This window comes from Pseudomonas sp. LBUM1669, from assembly GCF_059695705.1.
The window spans coordinates 1,645,293-1,669,259 of record NZ_CP166784.1 but is presented as its reverse complement, the minus strand read 5'-3'; the positions used below and the strand labels follow the sequence as shown (position 1 = coordinate 1,669,259).

Here is a 23,967-nt window from a genome sequence, read left to right as displayed (position 1 = left end):
CAGACACCAGTGCTTCGACGAGACTCACCCCTCTCTGCAACAAACCTGAACAACGGTCAGCCACATAAGAACAGCCTTCGCAACGTTGAGGCTTCCCAGGTCCTGATCACCAATCCCCCCTTGCCCGGCCCGTGATGACGATTGCAATCAGCCAGATGCCAACGTTCGTAACGATGGCAGCGAGTGCGCAAAAGGCCACCATTCAATCCTTCACACTTGTGCGGTTACTATCCGCCCTCTGCAATGACATGGAACAGGGAAATCAGCACGGCTAACAGGAGCTGTCCTACAGCCAGCGCGTGAACTTCCCAGTAACGTCATTCTGCCCCCGCCTCAGGACGGGAACCTCCAAGGACGAACAAGGACGCTGCATGAGCGGTTACGTACCCAATCCACCGAAAGGCTATAGCTATAGCGGCGGCGAGCCTGCCGATACCCACGCCCAGCGTTGGGCGGAATACAAAGACTTAGCACCGAAGCCGGAAGACAAGCCCGACACCATGGGCTGTGTGTTCGCAAAGAGCTGCAACCTTCCTGACGGTGTAATCAATCACAAGAACCCAGCCGGGTTTATCCCTGTTGAGAAACTGGCCGACTATGGACTGTGGGCCGTGCTTGGCACCGGGGCAGCGATCACAGCACAAGGTACTCCACTACAACTGGTGGGCGGGTCTGCTACTGGCAGTGCAATTGCTCAACGTCTTGGTGGGAAGCTATCACTGGGGCTGCTGGAAGGATCAGGCGTTGTTGGTGCTGGCTTCGTGATGGGCACTATCGGAATGCTGATACCGAACACCAGCATTTCGCCCGACAGCGCCTTCTACACCAACGATCAATACGCGACCCTTGAAGCTGGCCGCACACGTGTACGCGTCAACGTAAAGACATTGCCGGATGGCTCCGTTGACGCTTACGGCTTCTACACGGGCGGTAAAACGGACTGGGAAAAGGTCCCTGTCATCAAGGGCGAGAAAGACGGTGAGAAATTTGTCGCTAACCTTGGCAACGGGATTGGCCTCACCTGGACGCCAGCGGCAAGCGGTGATGGTGTACTGGGTATTCCAGCACTGGAAGGCGCCCCACCGTTACCACCGGTGTGGGTGTATCCGCCGACGGCACAATCTGACACGGTGTTGGCGAACCCTGCGCATCCCCCTGAGTTCCAAGATGCAATTATCTGGTTCCCTGACTCGGGCATTGAGCCAATCTACATTGTGCTCAGTACGCAGCTTGAGAAGAACAAGGAGAAGGGCAAGGCCTTTGAGGACTACAAGGAACGCGAGCTACGTGAATCAACACCCGAAGTGGGCAAAGAAGTGACGGCCGAGACCAAAAGCGGAGTACGCACGAGGTTTGATTTTCTAGGGCGGGATGCAGACGGCAAGATTTCCTGCGTCGAATGCAAATCGTCGGATACAGCACCACTGACTCGCAACCAAAAACTTGCGTATCCAGAGATCGAAGAAAGCGGTGCAATCGTTGTAGGCAAAGGGAAACCCGGCTTTCCCGGGGGCACCGTAATCCCACCAACTAAAGTCGAAATTGTTCGACCAACCCCCTGAGGGAGCAGACATGTCCATTACAAATCCACAGGTGATTGATATCTGGGCGATCCCAGTTTGGGAACCTGACAACGTGGTGTTGTATATCTCTGACCACCTCGAATGGGGTGGGGAAACTGAGCAAGGTGAACACCTGCAACTGCTTCAAGACAAGCTCAATACCTACGTTGCATTCATCGAGAGCGGCGAGATCTACACCAAGATCCCCAATGCACTTGGGAAGCACCCCATCATTCGCATCAACGGCTTGTATGAGCTGCCAGAGCAAGGCGAGTTTTTCTTAGACCGCGTTGCACAGACACTAAAGGAAGTGGGTATCGGGTTTGAGTTCGTGCTTGACGCGAATGAGGACATTCGCAACTTGTGATCAGCAATATAGCCAGTACGAGCCCCGTTTTCTGCATGCTGCAGAGTATGTAGCCGGACCCTGTCATCGTACAGGGTCCGCAGTTAGAGGAACGGTCTCCGTCACGACCTGGATATAGATAGGGACTCGAACCCCTTTGCCTATTCACAAGGGCCGCTTCAGGCCGCGTTTTTCGGTGCTTCCCGCAGTTCGAGCTAGCTTGCAGCGGCATACAGCGGCCTCTGTTTTGCCCTAAATCTGCCCTAAATCTGCCCTAAGATTTGAGGGGGGGGCAGCGTTTTCATCACCGCCTCGTTGCAATGCCAGATAATCCTCATACAGATCATCTAAACCCTGCTCGTGATCAAGATCCTGGTCAGTCTTGAACTCGGTTATGAGCAGTGCTTCATCCTCCACCAAGCTCCAACCATCTCGATAAATCAACTGAATCTGACCATGGATATAGAATGCTGAGCCATGCCAAACACGGTCTTCATCTTGTTCACCGTGATATTCGAAGTAGACGTCGAGTGTGGCAATGCCGGTTGAGTCATCGTAATCCGCAGACGAGACTTCCAGATTTTCGACAAGGAACCCTCCTGCATTTGTTTCCGCAATAGGTCCACTCAACGCGTCTTCTACTAAGAAATCCAAAGCACCCCATATAGGATCTTCAAACAAAACTTCATCAAAGTTTTTAAGACCCACTGCTCGAAGCATAAGACGTTCGTCGTTGGGATTCGATTTCGAGACAGCGATCATTTCATGAAAGTGTTCAAACCCGGAATCCCGAGCGATACGTTCCTGAGCCAAGGCTAAGGCTATACCGTTAGATTTACCGAATGCTTTTGCTTCGCGCTTTATGAGGTTGAGATAGCTGAACTGACTCATAGCTCTACTCCAGAACGGCGCTAGAATTACGATCGCTTGCTAACCGCGGCGCCTGGGTAGGTGCTACGTATGTGAGAGGGTGTGCGCTACAGCTAGATGGTGTTCGACTTCGCCAGTGCAAGCGGCAGGCGCCCATCAGCACCTGTGCTTATATATCCCACAAAGCTCGCCGCCGTTCAAGCGCCTTCGTCAGGATTTAAATTGCGCCGGAAACCGATTGCCAAAAGCCCACATCTGCGGAGGTGACGTGGTTTTTGGCTAATGATCAGACGCTGGCGATAGCCGCCCGCAATAAAAGATTGAGTCATGCTATCGAGCGGTCGTCACAGCCCTACTTGCACGACACCTCCCAGAGCTGATCAAGCTTGGTCGTGAAACTCTGACTCATCATCTCCCGACGCATGCCCCAATCCGGATTGCGCGGCACACTCGCAGCGCGAAGCGTCCCCCTGCCCCACCGTCCGTTGATCTCGTCCAGCACCGCCATCACCCTTGTCGCCTCAGTCGGCTGGGAAGTCGCGAACAGATCGTCCGTGTATTCACCCGGCTGACACAGATTCAGCAGCATGACTTCTGCTTTGCTGTAACTGTACCCAGGACGAAACACTCGATCCAGCGCGTCCACGGCCGCTGTGGTCAGCAGCCTAACGTCATCCGTAGGGTATGGCAGATCCACCACTACCCCATTTGCGTACTTAGCCTCATCGGGATTGAACATCCCGGTGCGTATGCTGACCCGGATCTTCTTGCACAATGACTTCTGCGCCCGGAGCTTTTCCGATGCCCGCATCATGTAGGTGGCCACGGCCTCCTTGATCGGCGGCAGCTCCTTCAGCCGTTTGCCGAACATCCGGCTGCAACAGATCTCCTGTTTTGGCGGGTTAGGCTCATCCAGCTCCAGGCACGAAGTGCCGGCAAGCTCACGGGCAGTCTTCTCGATCACTACACTAAAGTTCTTGCGCAGCGACCAGGCGTCAGCCTTGGCCAGGTCCATGGCCGTCTTGATGCCCATGGCATCCAAGTGTATTTTCATGCGGCGACCCACGCCCCATACTTCGGCCACGTCCGTGTTGCGTAGCACCCAGTCGCGCTTCACCGGGTCGCAGATATTCACGACTCCGCCGGTCTCGGCCTGCAGACGTTTTGCCGTGTGGTTTGCGAGCTTGGCCAAGGTCTTGGTCGGAGCGATACCCACGCCGACCGGGATACCGGTGCAACGCAGCACCTGGCTGCGGATCTGCCGACCGAGCAGGTCTAGCCCCTCTATACCGGTGAGATCGGCAAACGCCTCATCGATGCTGTACACCTCGACCGCTGGCACCATCGACTCGATGATGGTCATCACACGCTCACTGATATCGCCATACAGCGCATAGTTCGACGAGAACGCGACGATGCCGTGCTGTCGGAGTTTTTGCTTGATCTGGAAATATGGCTCCCCCATCTTCACAAAGGGCTTGGCGTCGTAGCTTCGAGCGATGACGCAGCCGTCATTATTCGAAAGCACCACAATCGGCACTTTGCCCAGATCCGGACGGAAGACGCGCTCGCAACTGGCGTAGAAACTGTTGCAATCGATTAGGCCGAATACCGGCGCCACTTTAGACATGGCTGCGCACACTGCCGATGATGACGCCCCAGATGGCCAGCTCATCACCTTCCAGTACATATCGAGGCGGGTATTTGGGGTTTTCTGACAAAAGGATCACGTCCTTTCCCCGAATGCACAGGCGCTTGCACAGAGGATCGTTGTTCAACAGCGCCACGACGATGTGACCATGGGCCGGCTCCAGCGAGCGATCTACCACAGCCAGGTCGCCGTCAAAGATTCCTGCCCCTTGCATGCTTTCCCCGGTGATTTTCACCAGGTAGACATGCGGGGCGCGGATGTTCAGCACCTCATCCAGGGAGATGTGTGCCTCAATGTGATCCGCCGCCGGCGAAGGAAAACCAGCCGGCACTTGGAACAGACATAGAGGCAGCTTCCGGCCGACCTCTGCAATACGGCCTAGAATTGAATAGCTCATGACGCACGACTTCCGATACTGTACGAATGTACAGTTAACTTTCAGAAGCGCTTGCGGTCAATTTTTGTAGGAGATATCTGATAGGCGGGCGAGCTATGTGCGGACGACTTTCACAATACGACGGCATCCACGACTTTGTGGCGGCGCTGAGCATGCCCAACGCGTTGGGCAATAACACCGGCGACCAACCCTTCGAGCGCTACAACGCAGCTCCCACCACCCAGCTGGCGATTTTCCATCAGGAAGGTCAGTACCTGCACGCTGACATGGTCCGTTGGGGATGGCGTCCACACTGGGCGAAGGATCGAGCCGCACCGATCAACGCCCGGGTAGAGAAAGTCGCCAGTGGCCCCTTCTTCCGCGCAATCTGGCCGCACCGGGGGATCATTGCGATCAACAACTGGTTTGAATGGGTGGATGAAGGCGGACCCAAGAAGCAGCCGTACTTGATTCGCCGGCGGGATCGATCTCCGATTCTGTGCGCTGCCATCGGCCAATACCCCAATGCGCAACACCCACCAGGCGAGCACGACGGTTTTGTAATCATCACAGCCGACAGTGCGGGCGGAATGGTGGACATTCACGACCGCCGCCCGGTGACGTTTTCGCCGGAGTTGGCCCGAGAGTGGCTATATCCGGACACGCCAAAAGAACGAGCCGAGCAGATGGTGCTGAACCAAGGTGAGCAGACAGATGCTTTTGAGTGGTTCAAGGTTGACACTGCAGTTGGCAGTACGCGAAACCAGCGAGCGGGACTGATCGACCCAATATAAAAATTTACAGGAATTCGCAGCGTTAACTGGAACTCCATTTCTATTTGAACACTAGTCATCAAAGGATGACTTTAGGGAATCAGCACCAACAAGTTTTGCTGTGTGTTTTTGTTGATAACTCCATGCAGCCACTCCGTCGAGTCAATAGAGAAGCCACCAACCACCACAGGAGCAAATGGGTCAGTTTTTATTGAAATTTCATACTGCCTCAATTGATTGCCAAACTTCCCCAAAGCGACGCCTGTCACCGAGGCCGCACCCGCTTTTAAAAGGAAGGCAGCAGCCACACCAAACGAAACACCATAAGTAGTGCAATCATCAACAACAATCACGTTCTTACCCTTCAATTTCCCGCTATAGAACGGATTGAGGTGGATGGTGAGAATTTGCCCTGAAGGATCAGTTCGATCTCCCCCGCCGCCTTTCGATCTCTTGGGCGAAGGGAGATGCCTAATAAAGAGTGGTATTCCTCTTTTGGAAAAATGGACTCGTGATACTGTTGTACGCAGTCTATGCGTGAAGTCACTCAACACCTCATCATCCAAGTTGTCACTACTCGACGATGGATAGACCCCCCACACCAGACCATTAGCCTTGTTAATACCAGCCATCAATAAGGACCGTGCTGTGATTGCTAACAAGGCATTCAAACGACTACCGCCATTCTTTACGGTAGCGGTAAGTTTCTTTCCAAACAACTGCTGGTCAAATTGTTGACCATATTCAGATAGATCCGCCAATGCTAAAATTTTATAGCCATGTGCTTGTGCGGTATACCACCAATCCCCACGCCAGGCTGCAGTTAATTCGAGAACTTCACGTAACTGATTGGCATCATCTACGCAGATACCTAAGTCTTTTACTTGATTTGCGCCCGCCCAACCAGCCGCGACTAGGACGGCTCCTCCATTCTTACCCATTTGGACGTCTTCGTCCTTTACGGCTAAAACGATAACATCGTGACTATCTAATTTAAATTTTTCAGCATTTCTTTTGACAACTTCCCCAGTTTGGCGCCCTTTGATTTGCAAGAATTGTACTTTTGTCCCAGCAAACACACCAGCGAACCATGCCGGCTCGGGACTATTGGAGATGAATCCAACTGGATTATTCGCTGCCCGGGTATCGGTGATCACTTTGACTACAGCTTGATCGATCACACCGTTGCGTAAGGCCGAATTTGGCGAAGTCATCAAAATAAGCATCCCTACTACCTTTATAAGTTATTAAATTACAACCCCTACCTCGGTTAAATCTTTAGCGAGAACTGCTTTACATCCTTGCCATCAGAATCGACTTCACCAGATTTTAAAGCTTCAACACCATCTGCTAAATCTGGCTCATCTTGCGCATTTGAATCTACGGCTTCTTCAACTGACACATGCGGAGCAACAGAGGCATTCTCAGGTGAATTTTCACTGATCAATATATCATCAGGAGTAGAGATAGTAGTCTCAACGTTTGACTCTACACTACCTTCAGCGACTTCGTAAAAGGCATAGAACTCGTCATCAATATCATCATTCTTCGAGCTTTCTTGCTCAATCAAGAGATCAGCGCCAAGAAAATCGTAAGCGTGATTCATAAACGCAGAGAACTCGGCAGGCATTTCGATTGAGATAGCGCCGAGTTGATTCTCAGAAAATGCTAATTCTGGTTTTAAGTCATAAGTTAAGGGCATATAAACATTTATTATGCCCTTCCCGTACTTCGCCGCAAACCTCACGGTATGCGCCGTCCCACTTTTAGTGCTCCACTCAACAGGAATCAACAAATCGCATAGCGCCGCCTGCAACCTATTGCGACGGATAAAATTTTCAGCACTATACGATTGCTGGGGGAGATACTCGGACACAATACTCCCGCCGGAATGAAGTATTTTCTTTCGCAACACTTCAGAACCTTTTGGATAATTCTCAAGAATCCCAGTTCCAAGTACCGCTATAGTTTTTAAACCAAACCTAAGCGACCCTATATGTGCCAACTGATCTACACCCAATGCCAAGCCACTTACAGTAACGCATTTTAATTTTTCAAGTGCGGCTAACACGAGTTTTGATAAAAAGACACCATCATCGCTTGGCTGCCTAGTTCCGACCACCGCGACAGATTTATTTGAAAGATTGGACAAATCGCCCTGAACAAAAATCCAATATGGCGCATCAGGAATGCATCGAAGTTTCTCAGGAAAAGCTGCCTCATCCTTAAACACTAATTTTACATCATCAGCAAACAAGCTACGTGCGAGCTGCAAACCCTTCTGCCACAGCGCGTCTTGCTGCTCAGTTAGAGGCGCAGCAGTAGCGTCAACATCGTACAGCTTTTCTAACAGCTTGCCCTCCGGAGAGCGTAAAACCTCTTTGAAACTAACGCCGGATTTCGCCAACTTATAAAGAGTCCAAAAGCCTATTCCTTTCAGAGAAGAAAGCGCTAGAAATGCTACTTTTTCGCTTCGCCAATATTCGCGATTTTTAACTGACAATTCGCCCGCCTTCATTGACTCTACTTTTGTTTAGCCCAGCCTTGGGATTTATAACGTAGACAATATATACCGTAAGGGCAAGTAAATGCCCATTCGTCGGGGCAAAATCATCCACCAATCTCTTCAATCAGAACAGGCTACCGAGGGAGTCAGGTGCCCAGTTCATAATCACAAGTTCTCCGCTCACCTCGGCTTTGCCTTGGCGCTGGTTGGTGGAGGTGTAACGGATGTCCAAGGTCTCGAAATGGAAGCCCCCGAAAACACGTCGGATGTCCGGGTGATCGTTGATGCTCACCATCACCTTGCCTTTGCAGCGGCGCATGAAGTCGGCCATGCGCTCATAATTCTCGAACGGAAAGTCCACGCCATAGCCGGCGGTCTGCCAGTAAGGCGGGTCCATGTAATGGAAGGTATGGACGCGGTCGTAACGTTCAGCGCATTCAAGCCAAGGGAGGTTTTCGACGTAGGTGCCAGACAGGCGCTGCCACGCGGCCGAGAGGTTTTCCTCGATGCGCAGCAGGTTGATGGCCGGTGCGGTGGTCGCTGTGCCGAACGTCTGACCGGAGACCTTGCCGGCGAAGGCATGGTGCTGCAGGTAGAAAAATCGGGCAGCGCGTTGGATGTCGGTGAGGATTTCGGGGCGGGTCATCTTCTGCCATTCGAACACCTGCCGGGAACTGAGCGCCCATTTGAACTGGCGCACGAACTCCTCAAGGTGGTTCTGCACGACGCGGTAAAGCGTGACCAGGTCGCCGTTGATGTCGTTGAGGACTTCCACGGGCGATGGCTGGGGCTTCATGAAGTAGAGCGCGGCACCGCCGGCAAAGACTTCGACATAGCATTCGTGTGGCGGAAAAAGCGGGATGAGGCGGTCGGCCAGGCGGCGTTTGCCGCCCATCCAAGGGATGATGGGTGTCGACATAAATAGCAAGACCTTTACTGTATGGATAAACAGGTGCTAGGCTCTCCGCGCTTTGTGCACGGAGCAAGAGCCTTGGCTGGACTTGCAGGGACATTCTGCAGGGAAGGTGGCTGGTCCGGATGTTGACGCATCCGGACCAGCCGCTCTTTTTTCACTTCGGTGTTGAGACTTCTTTGGCGTATGCCTGACAGGCCGCGAGGGCAATCAGCCCCCGGTCGCCGTCATCGGTGACGCTGATAATTCGTTGAGCATGCGCTGGGTCAAGTTCGGCTCTTGTGGGGCCATGTACCACGCCGCCGGTGGCGGTGGTGGCTGACACTGATCCGTTGCCGGTGCCGGTGGTGGCGTCGAGTAGGACTGACAGGCGCAGATCAGCAGTGGCAAGACGGTCGCGCAGGCGACCTTGATCACGTTGGGCATCACTCAAGGCTCGGTAATGTGTTTGTTCGCTGATTGCCAAGCGCTGCTCGAGCGCAAGGCGTTTGTCTTGTTCGGCACGCTGCTGCGCAACCGTGGCCAGGGCCAACTGATTGAGGGTTTCGGTGTGGAGTCGGGCCTGCTCTGCGAGCTGTTTGCCGAAGCGCCAATCCTGGACTTGCGAGGTAATGGCCGCAGAACCAGCAACGAGGACGATCAGCAGCACGCCTTTTGCCAGCAGCCGATACGGTGTCGGGATCAGTTCGCCGAGACGCATAGCACCGCCCTCGCCCGTCCCCACAACTCCAGCCGATCCTGCAGGCCATTGAGGCCGCCGTTGATCCTGCGGGTGATCGCGTTGAATTCGTTCTGATCGGCCAGCGCGTTCAGCCCATTCACGGACCAGAACCATGCGGCCGATTCAGCGGCCCACTGCGGCAGCTCCAGCAGCTCAGGGGTGCGCAGCAATCGCTCGTCGCCGAACAGCGCCAAGCTGCAGCGCAGATAATTGTCGTGGCCGGTGACTTGGATCAGACCGCGACCGCGATAGCGCTGGCCATCACCGTCCGCCGCCGGGGTGTTGCCCAGTCGTGCGGCCAGGTTACCGGTGTCGTATTTGCTCAGGTACTGATCGCCGCCCAGCTCCCGCACGTACTGCAGTTGACCCGACTCGTGACCAACTTGCGCCAGGAACGCGGCTTGGCGTTTCGGCGTGTTGATCTGCCGATGGGCCATGGCTGCGTTGAGGGCGGATACAAAAACGCCCGCTTGGCGGCGGGCGTTGGGCATGATGCTTTGCAGCTGTTGTTCCGTGATGGTCATACAAAACTCCAGACTTAAAAAAACCGCACTCAGGCGGCGATGGGATGCGGCTACTGCTTTTCAATGCTCACAACCTTGAGCGGCGGTTTCGCTGCTTTCTTTTGCTTGTCCTTACCCTTGGATTTTCCAGCCTTGCCGGCATTGCATTCGACGGTGGTGGACCAGCCGGATTGGGTGAACACCTGTTCAACCGAGTCCGCCAGATACTCACCGTCAAGCCCCACCTTGAAGCCCTGGGCGAGAATCGGCCGCTCGGCAAAGATGTCCGTCCGGCCGGGCATCTCAAAACGCACGTCGGCGGTCGAGCGGTTGAACGCTGCCAATCGGGCCTTGGCCGCCGCTTCAGCGGCGGTTTTGTTCGGGTAGATATGGCGGTCGGTATGCACCGCCGGCAGGCCGGCCGGGGCGTTGTCGTTGTCGATAGTCACCACCGCCAGCTTGCCGCCCTTCTTGTCCTGATGCTTGGTGGCCACGGCCTTGTGCGAGTTGCGATCACCGAGGCTGAATTGCCAACGGCTGAGGTCGCTACGAGTCAGGGTGATCGCGCCGAATGCCTTGCCGCTGGCGGTCTGGCCACCTTGGCGCGGCATCACCAACAACTTGCCGTCGGCCACCTTGGCCGTGCAGTCGTATTGCTTGGCCAGCCGGGTGATGAAATTAAAATCGGACTCGTTGAGCTGGTCGACCCGGGCGACTTTGGTCGACACCGGGCACACCGTCTCCCAGCCATTACGCGCGGCAATGTCGGCCACGATCTTCGACAGCGGCACGTCTTCCCAGCTTCCACTGCGAATGGTCTTGCCACTGCCACGCATGTCGCTGGCCTTGCCTTTGATCACGATGGAATCGGGCGGGCCGGACACCTCGACCGTGTCCACCGTGTAACGGCCCATGCGCGTCAAGGACGTTTCGGCATAACCGAGATAGACCTCGATAGAACTGCCACGGCTTGGCAGTTGCACTTGGCCGTCCCGGTCGTCGATGCGCAGTTCAAACTCGTCGGACTCCATGCCGGGCTTGTCTGAGGTGCGCAGCAACAACAGTCGATCATTGATTTTGGCCGTGACGTCGGCGCCATCGGCGACGATTCGAAACATGGGGGTCATGGATTTTTCCCAAAAGAAAACCCGCACGAGGCGGGTCAGAAAAACGATATGTCGTTACGCGTAACGCAACGGCGTACTGGCGACGGCATCGCCCGAGGTCAATCCCACAAGCTGACACCCTCGCTGGTCGGGCTGGGCAGATCCGGCAGGACGATGATCACGCCCAACCGGAACGGTTGCGGCTCATCAGCCAGCCCCTGATTGGCATCCAGCACGGCCTCGACGCTGCCGCTGAGATGGCCGTAAGCGTTGTTGCAAATGACATCGAGCATGTCGCCATCAGACGTCCTGCATATCGTCGCCATAGCGCGCAAACTCCAAAGTGAATCCTTGTTTACGAGGAACTCCGCCGTGCATCAGCGTGGCCTGTTCCTCGCTGATGCTTTTCAGGCACCACGTTCCGATCACTTCGCCATAACCGGTGGTCATGGTCAGGGGCTGCAGCCTGGCACCGATGGAGCGCAGGGTGTCGAGCTGCTTCAGGCCACCCTTGAAGCCCGGGTAGATCGTGCCTTTGAGCGTCAGTTTTTCTTCGCCGATGCCCACCGCCTGCTGCGCCGGCCGGCGCGTCAGCCGCTCTTGCGACGCCCAGCGGAATTCGGTCGAACGACTCAGTTCGTCGAAAGCCGCCGTGTCCAGGTTGAAATAGTACGGCTCAATCTTCGGGTCACGCGGCTGGATGATCATCAGGTGCGGAAACGGCTTCACCGCCTCCGGCGCCGGCGTGGCGTCCACGGCAAAGGAACTGGTGGGCACGATGTTGGCCAGCGCCGGACTGACTTTGCCGGCGATGTTGTTGATTGCCGTGCCCACCTTGGCCGCCTGTTCCTTCAACGTACCCAGCCGCTCCTGCACTTCAGCGGCCGCCCGGGTGGCACGGCCGTACACCGCCGCTACCTGGCCGACCTTAGCCTGAGCGGCGTCGACGACGCGCATCACCCGCTGCAACTTGGCACCAATAGCCGGCCCCACAAACGGGATGCTTTCTAGCTCGGACGCGGCGCCGGTCAGCTCACTGATAGCACCGTTGACCGGGGCCAGCATGCCGTCAGCGCTGCGCCGGCCCGTTTCCGCCGCTTCGACCAGATACTTCAGGCCCGATTGCATGTTCTCCATATAAGCCATGAGGCCTCCTTACACATGGGGTTCGTCGTAGAGTTTCGACGCGTTCTGTTTTGCCGCGTCCGCCATCATGCGTTGCATGTGCGGCATCATTTGCTGCGCCAAGGCCTGCGGGTCTTTGACATCACCCTGCACCGTGACCGGCATATTCAGCGAATACTGAAACTGCTGATCCACCTTGGTCGGTACCGGCTTCTCAGCTTCCTTGGGCTGAATGGCCAGCGCTGCCGACTTGAGCGGCGCCGTGACTGCCATCGAGCGCGCAACATCACCCAGCATCGGGCCTTGCTGCGCCGCTGACGTCAGCATGAGCGGCGTGGTCGGAACCGCTGCCTTGGATTGTTCCTCGGGCTTGTCATCCTCGCCACCGAACAGCGATTTACCCAGGGATCCACCCAACGCTGCGCCGCCCTGACTGCCAAGGTAAGCACCGATCAAGCCGCCGATGGCCGTGCCGATGATCGGCACCACCGAACCAATGGCCGCCCCGGCGGCTGCACCGGCCATGGTGCCGGCGAGATTGCCAGCGGCCGCGCCGTAGCCCTCGGCCTTTTCATCTTTGGTCTGGGCGTTTTCGAAGGTATCGAACGCCATGGCGCCGGCTTCCATCAGCGAGCCGCCGGGAATCATCTTGGCGACTTTGCCGACCTTGCCGACGGCCTGCACAACCCCACCCAGTTTGGCCATCGCACCGGCGGGAACCGGTGGCACTGGAGGAATGTGCGGCCGTGGTACGGGTATGGGCGGACGCGGCACCGGTGGACGCGAGGAACCGGGCCGAGGCAACGGGCGCCGCCGTGAACCATTGCGCCGGGACCCGCGACCACGCCGGCGAGATTCACCCGGGCCATCCGCACCACCTCCACCGCCCATGGCATTGGCGTTGACGACGAAAACCTTCTTGACCGCGTCGTTACCGCCGCCCGCCTCACCGTCGTCATCGCCACCCGAGGCCGCTTCCTTGGCCAGCGAAACAACTTTGAGGCCGGTCGAGACCAGGTCCAATTTACCGGGCTTTTTGTCGTCGCCTTCCCCTGCGTTATCTTCGCCGCCCACCGGCGTACCCTTGAGCGCGGCAACAGCCTTGAGGCCGGTTTCTACCAGCGACAGCGCCTTGCCGGTCTTGCCCTTGGGTTCTGAATTTTTTCCATCACCGTCGCCATCCTCGGCGTTGGTCACAAAGACCTTTTGCACTTCACCCGACTTGCCCTTGCCCAAAGATCCGCGCGCCAGATTGAACAACCCTTTGCCGATCTTGAACGAGCTGAAAATCCCCTTGAGCGCGATCAACCCACCACCGACCGCAACGACGCCCGTGACTACACCGGGCGCGCTGTCCGACAGCGACGTGATGCCCTTGGTGACCTTGGTCAGCGTCTCGGCGACGGTGTCCGTCACCGGGCGCAGCGCATCCCCCACGCTGCGCATGGCGTCATCCATCGACTGGGCCACTTCGGCCCACTTCTGCGACGACGACTCGCGCCGCTCGGCGAGGTTTTTATCGAGGATGCCGGCGGCTTCGCGCGAATCATTTTTGAGCTGGTTGTACAGTGCCTTGTTCTGCATGTAAGCCGAAAGCGCAGCCTTGACCTGCATGTCAGCGAACAAGTCGCCGGTGCGCAGGGATTCTTCCAGCGAGGCCATCATGGCCTTGGCCTTGTCCGGATCGGCTTCCTTGCTGATTTTTGACGTGGCTTCGGCCATCGCCGCCGCACGCTTCGGGTCGGTCGCCTGAATGTATTTCTGAGCCAGCGCCATGCTGGTTTCAAGCGTCGACATGCCGTTCTGCAAACCGGTCTGCATCGATCCCTTGTAGTCAATGCCGGCTTTTTCGTAGGCCTTGACCGTGTCGGTCGAGCCGATTTTGCCCATCCAGTTTTTCAGGTTGTTGGCCGCTTCGTCCGAACTGCCGGCCTGTTTCATCTGCACCTGCAGCATGGCACCCAGTTGCGTCACTGCGTCCATGCCGGTGATGCCGTTGCTGGCCATGTTCGCCAGCAGCTCCGGGAACCACTTGGCCATGTCCGCCGCTTCAAAGCTGCCCGCCTGCCCTTGGTAGGCGATCGCTTCCAGCGCCTGCTGCATCTGTTTCGGATCAGTGATCTTGGCGTTTTGCCCTAGGGCGTTGATCATCTTGGCCGTGTCGACGCCGCTGGATCCCTGCCCCACGACAAACTTGGCCGCAACCGGCGCGTACTCCAGCGCCTTGCTCAGATCCATGCCGGCGCCGACCAACTGATTGACCACGTCGGCCACGTCGTTGCGCGCCATGCCGGTATCACGCGAAGTGTCGATGATCTTGCGCGACATCTCCTGTTCTTGCGGTTTGTTGGCAATGCCGGCCTTGATCGCAATGTCGCGCACAATGGCGCCGAAATCGGCGCTGACCTTGGTCGGTACGGCGAGCGCGCCCATACCGACCACCGCCGCGCCGACCGCACCTTTCATCCCGGACTTGCCGGCCTCGATCTGCTGATGCCCCTTGGCCTTGAGTTCGGCTTTGTTGGCCGTCTGCCCCATAGAGCGATAGGCCTTTTCCAAACGGCCGACTTCAACGCCCTGTTTCTTCAAGCTGTCGAGGTTCGAGTTCAGACGACTGAGTAATTTGGATGCGCCGGCAGAACCGGTGTCGTGCGCCTTTTTCCATTCTTCACGCAGGCGAATGGTGTCGCCAATCGTACGCTGCAGCACGCGCGCTTTGTTGCCTTCCGCCTCGAGGCGCTTGATGCGCCCGGTCACGTCCTTGAACGCGGCGCCGACCGTCGAACTGACGGCCCCGCCGATCACCAGCCCGAGGGCGATTTTGTTTGCCATGTCATTGGCCCCCATTTGCCCAGCACTACTGGTGGCGGCTCAATCCGTAAGCCACCACACCATTTCCGCAAACGGCATCGACTGGATCTCGGCGGCGGAAAATCCCGTCTCCGCCGCCAGACGTTTCGCGGCCCCTTTGATAACGTTGGGGTTAAAGCCCGTCGTCGTTGTCCAGGCGAAAATAGCCAGCCTGCAAGCGGTTGTAATCCACGAGCTTCAGCCCCTCCAGATCCGGGATGGACGCACCGGACAATGCGGAAAACAGCACCAGTTCGCGTTGCTCATCATCGCCAGTCACTTCACGATTGGCCTCGCGTACGTCGCGAACAGTCGGCGAGCGCAGGGCCAGCTTATCGACTGTCACGCCGTTGATTTCGCTGGGGCAAGACAGCGTCACCAGCACCTGATCGGTGGTGAGCGATAGCCACGCGGGCATAGACTTCGAATAATCGGTTTCCGGTACCAGGTGCGAATACGCCGTCTGCACACGGCGATAGTCGGTCAGCTTGAGGCCTTCCAGATCCTTCAACCCGACCTCTGCCAAGCCGGCGAACAGCATCAGCTCGCGCTGCTCGGCGTCACCATTGGAAGCGCGGTCAGCCGACCGCACCTCACGCAAGGTCGGGGCACGCAGGGTCAATGTCTCGACGTCGACGCTGTTCGCTTGGCTTGGACGGGAGAGTGTTACAACGGCGGTGAGCGCATTGAGCGAGAGCCAGACCGGCACGTTTTTAGCGGTAGCTTGAGTCATCTGAATCTATTCCTTACAGGCCGAGTGCGTTGCGCACTTCGAGCAGTTGGTCTTTGCCGTCGATCACCTGAATGCCGGCGACCATGTCGATTTCGTACATCAGGCGCCCGTCGATTTCGAGCTTGTAATAGGTGACCGCAACGGCGTGTTTGATCTCGGCGGCATCCCCTGCTTTCCAGTCACCGAGATCGACCTCTTTGAGTCGACCGCGCAGGGTGGCGACCACCGCCGTCACCGCACCCTTGTGCCCCTTGAAAGCGCCACGGAATGTTGCGTTGAACGCCGTGCCGTCGGACAAGCCGAAGTACTTCAGCGACTCGCGGCGCACGCCCTTGGTGACAAAGGACGCTTCCATTTTTTCAAGCCCTTGATCCATCTCGATGGGACCGGCCATGCCGCCCCCGCGATACTCGTCGGTCTTGGTGGTCAGCTTGGGCAGCGTCAGGCTCGGCACGTCGCCGGAGAAGTTCACGCCGTCGACGAACAGGTTGGTGTTGAACAATGTTTGAGGAATCATTTGCTACGCCCCCTTAGGCTGCTTCAAGCACTTCGGTCATCCATTGATCGGTGACTTCGAAAAGGAAATTCGGGTTTTCTGCCGGCGGCACATCGGTGAAACGAATGCGCCAATACACCTTGCCCTGGGCGATCTGGCTGGCCGTGTTCAGTTCGGTGTCGGGGAACACTTCAAAGTTGATGATCGCGCCCTGGGCTTTCAGGTCGGCCATGAACGCGTTGAGACCGTTGGTGACATCGGTCACGTAGGTCTTGGTGATTGAGCGGTCGACCGCCCACTTGTGCCCCGCCTGCACCGCGTCCATGAGGATGAACAGCGTGCGAACGCGGGTCACGAACGCCCACTTCGGATCGCTCGACAGCGTGCGGTTGCCCCACAGGCGGTAACCGTCGTCGCGAATGATCGTGGTGATATTGGCGTTGTTGAGCAGGTTTGCCCGGCAGGTTTCGTCGCCGTCCAGGTACTCGACCGCGCGGCCGGTGCCGGTGATGCCGGTCAATTCCTTGTTGGATGGCGAGGCCCAGAAACCGTATTCAGCATCCGTCCACGCAAACAGGCCCGCCGCCCAGGCCGAGCCGGGCGCATCGACCGTCTTGCTGGTGACGGTGTCCCAATACTTGACGCCTGGGTCGACCATGAACAGGTTGCGACTGCCGAAGTTATCGGCGTAGGCCATGGCGGCTTCGTCGGTCGTACCAGGGCCGTCGATGATGCCGATGGCGCGCAGCTTCTGCGCCAGGCTATCAAGCGCAGTGGCCACCGCCTGAGTAGCCGTGTGGCCCGGCGCAATCAACAGCCGAGGTTGCGCATTGAACATGCTCTTGCCATCGAGCAGCGCCTGCAGACCGGTACGCTGACCCGAGGCAAGGACGCCACCGATGATCGACGAGGTTTGCAGCGCCGCGTCCTCAAGCTTGGGCACGCCGATGGCAACGATCACCGCCTTGGCCTTGACGTAAATGGCCTGACAGGCCTTGGTGATTGCCGAGTCGGAGCCAAAGGCGGCAATGGCTTCGCGCTCGGTAGTGATCAACTTCAGTTCACCGGCCTTGGCAGCGCCGCCGCCGAGAACGCCCGGGGTGAAGGTGTCGCACAGGCCGATGATCGACGACGACGGCAGCGACATGGTGCGCGCGCCGGTGTCGATCAGCGAGGTGGTGACGCCGTGAAAAAAACTCATAAGGCTTACTCTCCAGAAACGAAAAAGCCCCGCATAAGCGAGGCTGTCAGGGATGGTCGTGTTACGCGTAACGGAAAAGAAAACGCCCCGTCAGTGCGGGGCGTTAGTTCGGCTCGGGCTCCAGCTCGGGGGCCGGCCCTGGATCAGGAAGTGGCAACGAATCGGGCCAACCTTCAGCCAGCATTTCGGCGCGATACTCGCCTGCCTCGACCGCGCTTAACAGCGTCATTTCCCGGTCAAAACAGGCTTGCACATGCGCACGAACGGCTGTCGCCGTTTCGATCAGTTGCGGCGCTGTCAACTCGACAAATCCGCCGCTGGTCTTCCAGTTGCATTTGTAGGCCGGATCGAGGATCGCCGACACTGCCGCGCTGGCAATCAAGCCCAGGCCATCACGAGTGGTCTCAATCTCAAGCCCGTTGACGGTAATGCCAACGCCTTCGCGCTTGTAGCGCTCGGCGGCGATCAAGGCGGGATAATCCACTAAGGGAGAAGACCCCGCCGCGAGCGCGAGCGCCTCAGCCTCGTTTGTTGGCAGTAGGTCCGCTGGGGCCTCCGTCTTGCTGGCAAACGCATAAACGTTTTGCCCGGCATCAATGAAGTAATGCATTCAACGAATCTCCGACCAAGTAAGCAGGGTGAAGTTGTTCGGCGGCACCTTATAGGTCGCCCCAGCGGGAACAATGGCGGTTACCGAGACACTGGAATTGGCAGTTGGAAAAGAAGATCCGTAAATAGACACCCCACCGACAATTAGCAGCGCTGTCTCGTTAGTGATGGTCGTAAGCAACCCCACGTTAACGAGAATGGGGCGGTCCAGGGTGTTGGTGTAGGTGACGTTAATCGCCCGCGACGCCCGCAGGTCAGTGACCGTCTTGAAGAGCTGGGCAAACCGGCTGTTGAACGTCTGGACCTGCGTTTCTAGCGCCGCAATGTCGATGTTTCCCTGATTGATCGGCGCGTTCCAGGCCTTGATGCACCACATCACCGCCAAGTTGCGCGGGCGCGCCTCGGCGCCACCCGATGACTGGGTTACGACGTTATTCGTTGCGTTGTATTGCTGGACAAAGAATCTTGACGTTGCTCCCGGCGCGAAGGTGTCATTCACCGTCTCGTAATCGGTGGCATGGGCATGCGCCTTGTTTTCATCGGCCTGCCAGCTACCTATCACCCGGCCAGCGTCAACGCCGCGCCCATGGTCCCAGCCCCGCAAGAACTCCCCTCGCGACTCCGGCAGTCGGAAGTTGCCGGCACCTTCATTGCCCAGGTTGAACACGCCACCCAGGAATGCCGCCAGATCGGGATAAGCCGCAATGCTTTTCACACTGCCGTCGATCTCCAGAAACCCGGGCGCGACCTTGTTCACCGGAAACGCCACCATCGCCCCCACCGGCAGCGCCGAAGCCTGGGCGATCATCGACTCGATTTGCGGCTTGGTGTAGGTGTCCGTGATGCCCATCGCAGCCAGCGTGCAGGGATTGTCACCCGACACCACCACACCACGATTATTGACCTTAACCCGGGTGAACTCACCGGCCGTTTTATTCGCCGGCAACACCTCCAGAATGGCAACATCGACGTAGGATCGTGAAGCCAGCACTACCGCCGGATCGATCTTGAGCGTGATGTTGCCGGAGTTGTTGACGATGAAATTCATCCGCACGACTTGGGTACGGCCGGAGCCTTGCGACAACAGCGGCTTGTAACTCGGTGCGCAGTTGGCCACCGCCACCAGTTCGCCGTCGGCATCGTACAGACCGATTTCGCGAATCCAGCGCCCGCCCTCATCGGCGGGAATAATCTGCTCGGCGATGATGATCGCCGGATCTGCCGCGTCGACCTTGAGCTGATTCAGCGGCCGGCGACGCCATTCGTTGATCAGACTGGTTTGCGTGGCGTTCGGAATCGGGTTGGTCAGGTTGGCATCACCCACGCCCATTTCGGTGATCTTCCAGGGAATGCCGAGCGCGTCGGCGTTCGCCTGCTTGGCCAGCCCTACGTTGGTAAGGATGGCGAAAAACTGGGAATTCGCATCAATCATGGTAAACGTCCAGAGTGTCTATGGAGTGTTCGCGACCGACCACGGCAAAGCTGCCCGTGACTTCAATGTCACGCATGACGGGCGGGTACACGTCGATTTCGTCGCCTTCGTAGAGGGACACGGCGATATTCAAATCGCCTTGGGTTTCGAGGCTGATCGCCAGACCGGTCAGGTGCCGCGTGACAGGCTTGGCGTCATCAATCAGGCGTTCCAGCTCCTGATACATTTCCTCGGTGATGCCGGTATCGAGCACGCCGACCTTCAGCGCAAAGGTGCCCGGCACGCCCTCGGGCACGGTTTGGAACCACTCGACAATCTCGATCAGATAGCCCAGCGGCTCGACCACCCGGCGCAGCGCGCCGATGGTGCCCTTGTGCTTGTGGATGTAATACGACGCCTTGATAGCGGCGCGCTTGGTGGCTTCAGTCCAGCGGTAATCCCAGCGATCCACCGACCACGCCCACGCCAGATGCGGCAGCAGATGTACCGGGCAGGTATCGGCGTTGTAGAGGTCACGCAGCGGGACAATTGTTTTATCGAAGAACGCGGCTTCCATCGCCCGTTCCAATTGCGTGCTATTGAGCGGCAGCAGGCTTTTCATATCAGCCCGCCATCGTCACGGTGTAACCCACGCAGTAAGCCGCCTGCGCCTTGGTCGGAGCCAAGTCCACCCAACCGGGCAGCTCAACCCGAGAAACACCGGCAACGTGCAACTGAGCATCAACAGCGGAACGGGCCACCTCAACGCCCAACCGTTTACGCGGGTTGATCCACGCCGCCAAACGACTTTTCGCTTCGGCCAAACTGGCATCGTTTTCCGGCCCGGCACCGCTCATGTGCAGGATGGCGTCAATTCGGTAATCAATGATCTCGGCACTCTGTACCGTGACGCGATCACCGACCGGCCGCACATCGTCGTCATTCAGCTCAGTGCGAACAGCCGCCAACAGCTCAGGGCTGGCCTCGCCGCGCCCATCCCCTTCGGAACTCAGCACCGTTACCGTAACGTAACAAGGCGCCGGGCTTTCGGCCGACGCGTCCGCGACCAGTCCCGAGGCACTGCGCGCATGCAGGATGTAACTGTTACGTGGCCCGGCCGTGGTCAGCCCTTCATAGGCCAACTGGATGCGCTCGCGAAACGGGTCGTCTTCTTCCTTGACCTCGGGCACCGGTGGCACCGCTTGCAGATCCGCCGCCTGAATCACCAGGCGCTTCAGATTGACGTTAGCCCCTAGGTGATCGAGGTCGCCGCGAATGGCGTACGCCAGCAAGAGAGCCTTGCCGGCATCGTTGACCCGGGCGCGATTGCCGACCTTGTTGTAAGCCCCGACCTCCAGCACCTTGACCACCGGATCGCTTTCCAGCGCCGCCGTCCAGTTGCCGCCCATGTAGCCGCGAAACACACTCAGCCCGTCCTGATAAACCTCTTCGAAGTCCAGAGACTCCAGCACGGTCGGCGCCGGCAACGACGACAAATCCACGATATTCATGCGGCCACCTCCAACGTGACGCTGTCGCCCAGGTACTTCCCGACGATTTGCAGATTGATTTGCCCACCAATGACGGAAAGGACGCGCACCTGATCGAGCTTCAAACGCGGTTCCCAGCGTCCAAGAGCGCGAGCGACCTCAGCCTGAACGGCGCTTTTCCAGCCTTCGTTAACGGGCAAATCGACAAACCTGCGCAGCTTGCTGCCGTACTCCATGCGGTACCGGCGACTGCCCAGCGGCGTGCCCAAGATGTCGCCAATGGATTGCCGCAAATGCTCGATGCCCGAAATGGGTTGGCCGGTGTGGCGATCCATTCCGATCATCTAAATCACTCCAGGGCTTGAAGTTCGGGATGGGATTTCAGGAAACTGACCGCTTCTTCATCGGACGCCGACACCTCGACGGTGGCCTTGACCACCGACAGCGTGCGATCCGTCCCAGGGATGCACAGGGTGCGCGAGGTGTAGAGCTTGTCGCGAAACTTCAGCAGCAGATCAGGCGTTCGCGGTTGGGCAGTAATGGGCTGGCGAGTCGGCGACGGCAATTGCTCGTCGACAGGTTGGTCATTGATCTTGGCCATTGGTTTTCTCCGGACACAAAAAAGCCCGCGCGCGGCGAGCTGGATGAATGATGGGTTAGTGCTTGTGGTGGTTGTCGCTGTTGCCGGCAGCCATGATGTTTTGGGCGCCGTCGATGTTGCCGGTTACGGATAACGCGCCGTCGATATTGACCGGCCCTTTGATATTCACGGTCGCTTCAAGATCGATCGTTCCCGACTTCACCGTGACCGCGCTATCGGTCACGACCACGTCGGTACCGCCGACCTTGATGGCCACCGTTCCGCTCGGCACGGTGATGGTGTAGGACTTGGCCTGCCAGTCGTAGACCAGCGACCCGCCATCATCAAAACGCCAGACCTCGACGTGGTCGCGGTTGTCCGGTGGTGGACCGGCATTCCCGTACAGGCCCGGCACGAACGTGCCTTGCGACACGTCACCGCTGGGACTGATCAAGCTGCCCTGCTCGCCCATGGACGGCGCACGCCAGTGTCGAGCCTTGCCGGCGGCAATGCTGTGCCAGCGCACCCAGGCGCTGACCCAGTCACTACCATCCGAGACCCGACACACTGGCGGCGATGCAGACAGATCCACGGCGACCACGTAGCAAGCCTTGACTGCCCCCGCAATCATGCGGTCATGTTGGGCGCTCGCGTAACTCATGAAACAGGCTCAGGATCGACAACCACCTCAACGGCGTAGTCATCCAATTGCAGCTGACCCGGTGGATCATCTGGCCACGGCCATTCTTCAAGACCGAGATAAACTTGCTGAGTCCACTCCACCAGCCAGACCGTGTAGCCGTCCAGGTGGGGTTGGGTCCAGTCCTGCAGTGCTTGCACGAACTCGGCCGGATCGACTGCCAAACCCCACGTCTGCGCACGCAGCAGCACCGCCAGCTGAGTCGCTAATTGCACGGCCTGTTGGTGATGGTGCGGCTTGATGGGGTCGACGATGATGCGAGCCTCAAACTTGAAGATCAGCGAAGTTTCGCCGGTGCCGATATCGGTACCCGGCTCGATCTCAGCCACTTCAAGAAACACCGCTGGCAGCAGCACGCGATCCGCGATGTTTGGCCAGGTTGTGACTGCATGCACGCCGGGAAGGTGTGCGCGCAGATGCTGTTCGACCGCCCGATAAAGTTGGTCCAGGCTGAAGGTTTCATCAGACATTACCGATCCTCTTGAGGTATTTCTGCAGCTCAAAGTTGAGTTCCTGCTTGAGGATCTCCAGCAGGCGCTGATCTGCCTTTTTGACCCAACTTTCGAACTGCGGTCGGGCTTGCTCCAGCGACACTTTGGCTTTGGCCAGCGGGAAGCGACTGCCGTTTTCGGCGACCCAACCCGAACTCGCCCCGCGACCAGGTGACACGGTGCTGTCGGGGTAGGCGCCCGCGTTGAAGTGCTTGCTGGCCGTGCGTATCCAGATGTCGGGCTTGTTGCCATAGACTTTCTTGAGGAAAGCCCCTTGGTAACGCCGCCCCGCAACAGATACGCCGCTACCTGTTTGTCGTGCCCGGCCGATCCGGCTGGACTCGATGGCGTTCAAACCAAACCACAGTTTGCCGCTCGCGGCACCGCCGGAAACCGGATAGCTGCGCAAGCGTTGACGCACCGCCGCAACAGCAATGCGCTCTGACCGGCTGACCGCTCGGGCGATGTGCGTGCGCAACCAGCCCAATGTCTTGTTGATCGCACGCCGATGCGCCGCTGCTGCAGCCTTGGGCACCACCTTGGCGAAGTCTTGGAACGCCTGAAAATCTGCGGCCGAGGACTGGATGGAGATCATCCCGCCGCCGGCCGAGGGTTTGAAATAGCTGCCGACGCTCATGGGCGTAACCTCAGAATCAAGGCGACCAGACCGTCACCGCTCGGCTCGAGCTGAATCAGGTCGTAGTCACCGCCGCCGTCCAAGGCAGGCAAGTCGACGCTGACCAGCATGCCCTGCTCAAGACCTTGCGAATCGCTGACGCGGATCTCGAACCGAGGCTCGCGCAACCCGGTGTTGAGTTTGCCGAATTTGGGTTGCAGCCAGGGCGCGGCGAACATGCCGAACACTGGTTCTTCGCGACCCTCGATCCGTGCGGTATCGCCCAGCGTTTCGAACACCACCGCGTCCACCTCGGCGATCAGATCGCGAAAGCTCAC

The 23,967-nt window shown here is 57.9% G+C and carries 26 protein-coding genes and 3 pseudogenes; 3 read left to right on the top strand and 26 right to left on the bottom strand.

Annotated elements, in window-relative coordinates:
• Positions 1-371 precede the first annotated feature (371 nt).
• Positions 372-1,562 (top strand): S-type pyocin domain-containing protein, encoded by a 1,191-nt coding sequence (locus tag ACA051_RS07755; RefSeq protein ID WP_497374259.1) that lies wholly within the window; start codon positions 372-374, stop codon positions 1,560-1,562.
• A gap of 10 nt (positions 1,563-1,572) precedes the next feature.
• Positions 1,573-1,929 carry a DUF6572 domain-containing protein gene (locus tag ACA051_RS07750; protein ID WP_497374257.1) on the top strand — a complete coding sequence of 119 codons (357 nt, stop codon included), beginning with the start codon at positions 1,573-1,575 and terminating at the stop codon, positions 1,927-1,929.
• 231 nt (positions 1,930-2,160) lie between these two features.
• On the opposite strand, the gene ACA051_RS07745 is transcribed toward ACA051_RS07750, so the two are convergent.
• From ACA051_RS07745 to ACA051_RS07735, 3 genes are all read right to left on the bottom strand, one after another.
• Positions 2,161-2,799, bottom strand: coding sequence for a hypothetical protein (locus ACA051_RS07745; protein WP_497374255.1), 639 nt, complete (start codon positions 2,797-2,799; stop codon positions 2,161-2,163).
• 331 nt (positions 2,800-3,130) lie between these two features.
• Positions 3,131-4,408 carry a translesion error-prone DNA polymerase V subunit UmuC gene (gene umuC, locus ACA051_RS07740; protein ID WP_497374252.1) on the bottom strand — a complete coding sequence of 426 codons (1,278 nt, stop codon included), beginning with the start codon at positions 4,406-4,408 and terminating at the stop codon, positions 3,131-3,133.
• Positions 4,401-4,826: a LexA family protein gene (locus ACA051_RS07735; protein ID WP_034154886.1), complete on the bottom strand. Its 426-nt coding sequence runs from the start codon at positions 4,824-4,826 to the stop codon at positions 4,401-4,403. Before ACA051_RS07735 ends, umuC begins: the two co-directional genes overlap by 8 nt.
• A 95-nt stretch (positions 4,827-4,921) precedes the next feature.
• Between ACA051_RS07735 and ACA051_RS07730 the strand changes: the two genes are divergently transcribed.
• Positions 4,922-5,599, top strand: a complete 678-nt coding sequence (locus tag ACA051_RS07730) for an SOS response-associated peptidase family protein (protein ID WP_497374250.1) — start codon at positions 4,922-4,924, stop codon at positions 5,597-5,599.
• A gap of 71 nt (positions 5,600-5,670) precedes the next feature.
• Here the strand turns inward: ACA051_RS07730 and ACA051_RS07725 are convergent, their stop codons facing one another.
• The 23 genes and pseudogenes from ACA051_RS07725 to ACA051_RS07615 all read right to left on the bottom strand — a co-directional run bounded on the left by ACA051_RS07725 (position 5,671) and on the right by ACA051_RS07615 (position 23,967).
• Positions 5,671-6,804, bottom strand: coding sequence for a phosphoribosyltransferase (locus tag ACA051_RS07725; RefSeq protein ID WP_497374248.1), 1,134 nt, complete (start codon positions 6,802-6,804; stop codon positions 5,671-5,673).
• A 44-nt stretch (positions 6,805-6,848) separates the two neighbouring features.
• Positions 6,849-8,096: a DNA-processing protein DprA gene (locus ACA051_RS07720; protein ID WP_497374246.1), complete on the bottom strand. Its 1,248-nt coding sequence runs from the start codon at positions 8,094-8,096 to the stop codon at positions 6,849-6,851.
• A gap of 112 nt (positions 8,097-8,208) precedes the next feature.
• On the bottom strand, positions 8,209-9,003 hold the full coding sequence (locus ACA051_RS07715; protein WP_497374244.1) for a DNA adenine methylase: 795 nt from the start codon (positions 9,001-9,003) through the stop codon (positions 8,209-8,211).
• Positions 9,004-9,154: 151 nt separating this feature from the next.
• Positions 9,155-9,697 (bottom strand): lysis system spanin subunit, encoded by a 543-nt coding sequence (locus tag ACA051_RS07710; protein ID WP_497374242.1) that lies wholly within the window; start codon positions 9,695-9,697, stop codon positions 9,155-9,157.
• The gene (locus ACA051_RS07705) at positions 9,679-10,242 is read right to left on the bottom strand and encodes a glycoside hydrolase family 19 protein (RefSeq protein WP_497374240.1); all 564 of its coding nucleotides are present in this window, start codon (positions 10,240-10,242) and stop codon (positions 9,679-9,681) included. The genes ACA051_RS07710 and ACA051_RS07705 overlap by 19 nt, the downstream gene beginning before the upstream one ends.
• Before the next feature lie 50 nt (positions 10,243-10,292).
• A complete protein-coding gene (locus ACA051_RS07700) occupies positions 10,293-11,348 on the bottom strand; it encodes a phage late control D family protein (protein ID WP_497374238.1) in 1,056 nt (351 codons plus the stop codon).
• A 98-nt stretch (positions 11,349-11,446) separates the two neighbouring features.
• The gene (locus ACA051_RS07695) at positions 11,447-11,653 is read right to left on the bottom strand and encodes a tail protein X (protein ID WP_497374236.1); all 207 of its coding nucleotides are present in this window, start codon (positions 11,651-11,653) and stop codon (positions 11,447-11,449) included.
• Positions 11,628-12,473: a phage tail protein gene (locus ACA051_RS07690; RefSeq protein WP_497374234.1), complete on the bottom strand. Its 846-nt coding sequence runs from the start codon at positions 12,471-12,473 to the stop codon at positions 11,628-11,630. The genes ACA051_RS07695 and ACA051_RS07690 overlap by 26 nt, the downstream gene beginning before the upstream one ends.
• A 9-nt stretch (positions 12,474-12,482) precedes the next feature.
• Positions 12,483-15,284: a phage tail tape measure protein gene (locus tag ACA051_RS07685; protein WP_497374232.1), complete on the bottom strand. Its 2,802-nt coding sequence runs from the start codon at positions 15,282-15,284 to the stop codon at positions 12,483-12,485.
• A gap of 151 nt (positions 15,285-15,435) precedes the next feature.
• A pseudogene (locus tag ACA051_RS07680) lies at positions 15,436-15,621 on the bottom strand (phage tail assembly protein); the annotation flags it as partial.
• Between the two features lie 117 nt (positions 15,622-15,738).
• A pseudogene (locus ACA051_RS07675) lies at positions 15,739-16,035 on the bottom strand (phage tail assembly protein); the annotation flags it as partial.
• Between the two features lie 13 nt (positions 16,036-16,048).
• Positions 16,049-16,552 (bottom strand): phage major tail tube protein, encoded by a 504-nt coding sequence (locus ACA051_RS07670; protein WP_497374230.1) that lies wholly within the window; start codon positions 16,550-16,552, stop codon positions 16,049-16,051.
• A gap of 13 nt (positions 16,553-16,565) precedes the next feature.
• Positions 16,566-17,732, bottom strand: a complete 1,167-nt coding sequence (locus tag ACA051_RS07665; RefSeq protein WP_497374228.1) for a phage tail sheath subtilisin-like domain-containing protein — start codon at positions 17,730-17,732, stop codon at positions 16,566-16,568.
• 103 nt (positions 17,733-17,835) lie between these two features.
• The gene (locus ACA051_RS07660) at positions 17,836-18,342 is read right to left on the bottom strand and encodes a DUF4376 domain-containing protein (RefSeq protein WP_497374226.1); all 507 of its coding nucleotides are present in this window, start codon (positions 18,340-18,342) and stop codon (positions 17,836-17,838) included.
• Between the two features lie 542 nt (positions 18,343-18,884).
• A pseudogene (locus tag ACA051_RS07655) lies at positions 18,885-19,773 on the bottom strand (phage tail-collar fiber domain-containing protein); the annotation flags it as partial.
• The gene (locus ACA051_RS07650) at positions 19,766-20,374 is read right to left on the bottom strand and encodes a phage tail protein I (protein ID WP_497374224.1); all 609 of its coding nucleotides are present in this window, start codon (positions 20,372-20,374) and stop codon (positions 19,766-19,768) included. The gene ACA051_RS07650 and the pseudogene ACA051_RS07655, both read right to left, overlap by 8 nt.
• Before the next feature lies 1 nt (position 20,375).
• Positions 20,376-21,263, bottom strand: a complete 888-nt coding sequence (locus ACA051_RS07645) for a baseplate assembly protein (RefSeq protein WP_497374222.1) — start codon at positions 21,261-21,263, stop codon at positions 20,376-20,378.
• Positions 21,260-21,586, bottom strand: a complete 327-nt coding sequence (locus ACA051_RS07640) for a GPW/gp25 family protein (RefSeq protein WP_497374220.1) — start codon at positions 21,584-21,586, stop codon at positions 21,260-21,262. Before ACA051_RS07640 ends, ACA051_RS07645 begins: the two co-directional genes overlap by 4 nt.
• Positions 21,587-21,591: 5 nt before the next feature.
• Positions 21,592-21,843, bottom strand: a complete 252-nt coding sequence (locus ACA051_RS07635) for a hypothetical protein (RefSeq protein ID WP_497374218.1) — start codon at positions 21,841-21,843, stop codon at positions 21,592-21,594.
• A 55-nt stretch (positions 21,844-21,898) separates the two neighbouring features.
• On the bottom strand, positions 21,899-22,483 hold the full coding sequence (locus ACA051_RS07630) for a phage baseplate assembly protein V (protein ID WP_497374216.1): 585 nt from the start codon (positions 22,481-22,483) through the stop codon (positions 21,899-21,901).
• On the bottom strand, positions 22,480-22,992 hold the full coding sequence (locus ACA051_RS07625) for a hypothetical protein (RefSeq protein ID WP_497374214.1): 513 nt from the start codon (positions 22,990-22,992) through the stop codon (positions 22,480-22,482). Before ACA051_RS07625 ends, ACA051_RS07630 begins: the two co-directional genes overlap by 4 nt.
• Positions 22,985-23,650 carry a hypothetical protein gene (locus ACA051_RS07620; protein ID WP_497374212.1) on the bottom strand — a complete coding sequence of 222 codons (666 nt, stop codon included), beginning with the start codon at positions 23,648-23,650 and terminating at the stop codon, positions 22,985-22,987. The genes ACA051_RS07625 and ACA051_RS07620 overlap by 8 nt, the downstream gene beginning before the upstream one ends.
• A complete protein-coding gene (locus tag ACA051_RS07615) occupies positions 23,647-23,967 on the bottom strand; it encodes a head-tail joining protein (protein WP_497374210.1) in 321 nt (106 codons plus the stop codon). Before ACA051_RS07615 ends, ACA051_RS07620 begins: the two co-directional genes overlap by 4 nt.

Bases quoted from the DNA above. Each gene is read 5' to 3' on its own strand.
- ACA051_RS07755 (WP_497374259.1), top strand. From the start codon at position 372: ATGAGCGGTTACGTACCCAATCCACCGAAAGGCTATAGCTATAGCGGC.
- ACA051_RS07750 (WP_497374257.1), top strand. From the start codon at position 1,573: ATGTCCATTACAAATCCACAGGTGATTGATATCTGGGCGATCCCAGTT.
- ACA051_RS07745 (WP_497374255.1), bottom strand. From the start codon at position 2,799: ATGAGTCAGTTCAGCTATCTCAACCTCATAAAGCGCGAAGCAAAAGCA.
- umuC (WP_497374252.1), bottom strand. From the start codon at position 4,408: ATGTCTAAAGTGGCGCCGGTATTCGGCCTAATCGATTGCAACAGTTTC.
- ACA051_RS07735 (WP_034154886.1), bottom strand. From the start codon at position 4,826: ATGAGCTATTCAATTCTAGGCCGTATTGCAGAGGTCGGCCGGAAGCTG.
- ACA051_RS07730 (WP_497374250.1), top strand. From the start codon at position 4,922: ATGTGCGGACGACTTTCACAATACGACGGCATCCACGACTTTGTGGCG.
- ACA051_RS07725 (WP_497374248.1), bottom strand. From the start codon at position 6,804: ATGCTTATTTTGATGACTTCGCCAAATTCGGCCTTACGCAACGGTGTG.
- ACA051_RS07720 (WP_497374246.1), bottom strand. From the start codon at position 8,096: ATGAAGGCGGGCGAATTGTCAGTTAAAAATCGCGAATATTGGCGAAGC.
- ACA051_RS07715 (WP_497374244.1), bottom strand. From the start codon at position 9,003: ATGTCGACACCCATCATCCCTTGGATGGGCGGCAAACGCCGCCTGGCC.
- ACA051_RS07710 (WP_497374242.1), bottom strand. From the start codon at position 9,697: ATGCGTCTCGGCGAACTGATCCCGACACCGTATCGGCTGCTGGCAAAA.
- ACA051_RS07705 (WP_497374240.1), bottom strand. From the start codon at position 10,242: ATGACCATCACGGAACAACAGCTGCAAAGCATCATGCCCAACGCCCGC.
- ACA051_RS07700 (WP_497374238.1), bottom strand. From the start codon at position 11,348: ATGACCCCCATGTTTCGAATCGTCGCCGATGGCGCCGACGTCACGGCC.
- ACA051_RS07695 (WP_497374236.1), bottom strand. From the start codon at position 11,653: ATGGCGACGATATGCAGGACGTCTGATGGCGACATGCTCGATGTCATT.
- ACA051_RS07690 (WP_497374234.1), bottom strand. From the start codon at position 12,473: ATGGCTTATATGGAGAACATGCAATCGGGCCTGAAGTATCTGGTCGAA.
- ACA051_RS07685 (WP_497374232.1), bottom strand. From the start codon at position 15,284: ATGGCAAACAAAATCGCCCTCGGGCTGGTGATCGGCGGGGCCGTCAGT.
- ACA051_RS07670 (WP_497374230.1), bottom strand. From the start codon at position 16,552: ATGATTCCTCAAACATTGTTCAACACCAACCTGTTCGTCGACGGCGTG.
- ACA051_RS07665 (WP_497374228.1), bottom strand. From the start codon at position 17,732: ATGAGTTTTTTTCACGGCGTCACCACCTCGCTGATCGACACCGGCGCG.
- ACA051_RS07660 (WP_497374226.1), bottom strand. From the start codon at position 18,342: ATGCATTACTTCATTGATGCCGGGCAAAACGTTTATGCGTTTGCCAGC.
- ACA051_RS07650 (WP_497374224.1), bottom strand. From the start codon at position 20,374: ATGAAAAGCCTGCTGCCGCTCAATAGCACGCAATTGGAACGGGCGATG.
- ACA051_RS07645 (WP_497374222.1), bottom strand. From the start codon at position 21,263: ATGAATATCGTGGATTTGTCGTCGTTGCCGGCGCCGACCGTGCTGGAG.
- ACA051_RS07640 (WP_497374220.1), bottom strand. From the start codon at position 21,586: ATGATCGGAATGGATCGCCACACCGGCCAACCCATTTCGGGCATCGAG.
- ACA051_RS07635 (WP_497374218.1), bottom strand. From the start codon at position 21,843: ATGGCCAAGATCAATGACCAACCTGTCGACGAGCAATTGCCGTCGCCG.
- ACA051_RS07630 (WP_497374216.1), bottom strand. From the start codon at position 22,483: ATGAGTTACGCGAGCGCCCAACATGACCGCATGATTGCGGGGGCAGTC.
- ACA051_RS07625 (WP_497374214.1), bottom strand. From the start codon at position 22,992: ATGTCTGATGAAACCTTCAGCCTGGACCAACTTTATCGGGCGGTCGAA.
- ACA051_RS07620 (WP_497374212.1), bottom strand. From the start codon at position 23,650: ATGAGCGTCGGCAGCTATTTCAAACCCTCGGCCGGCGGCGGGATGATC.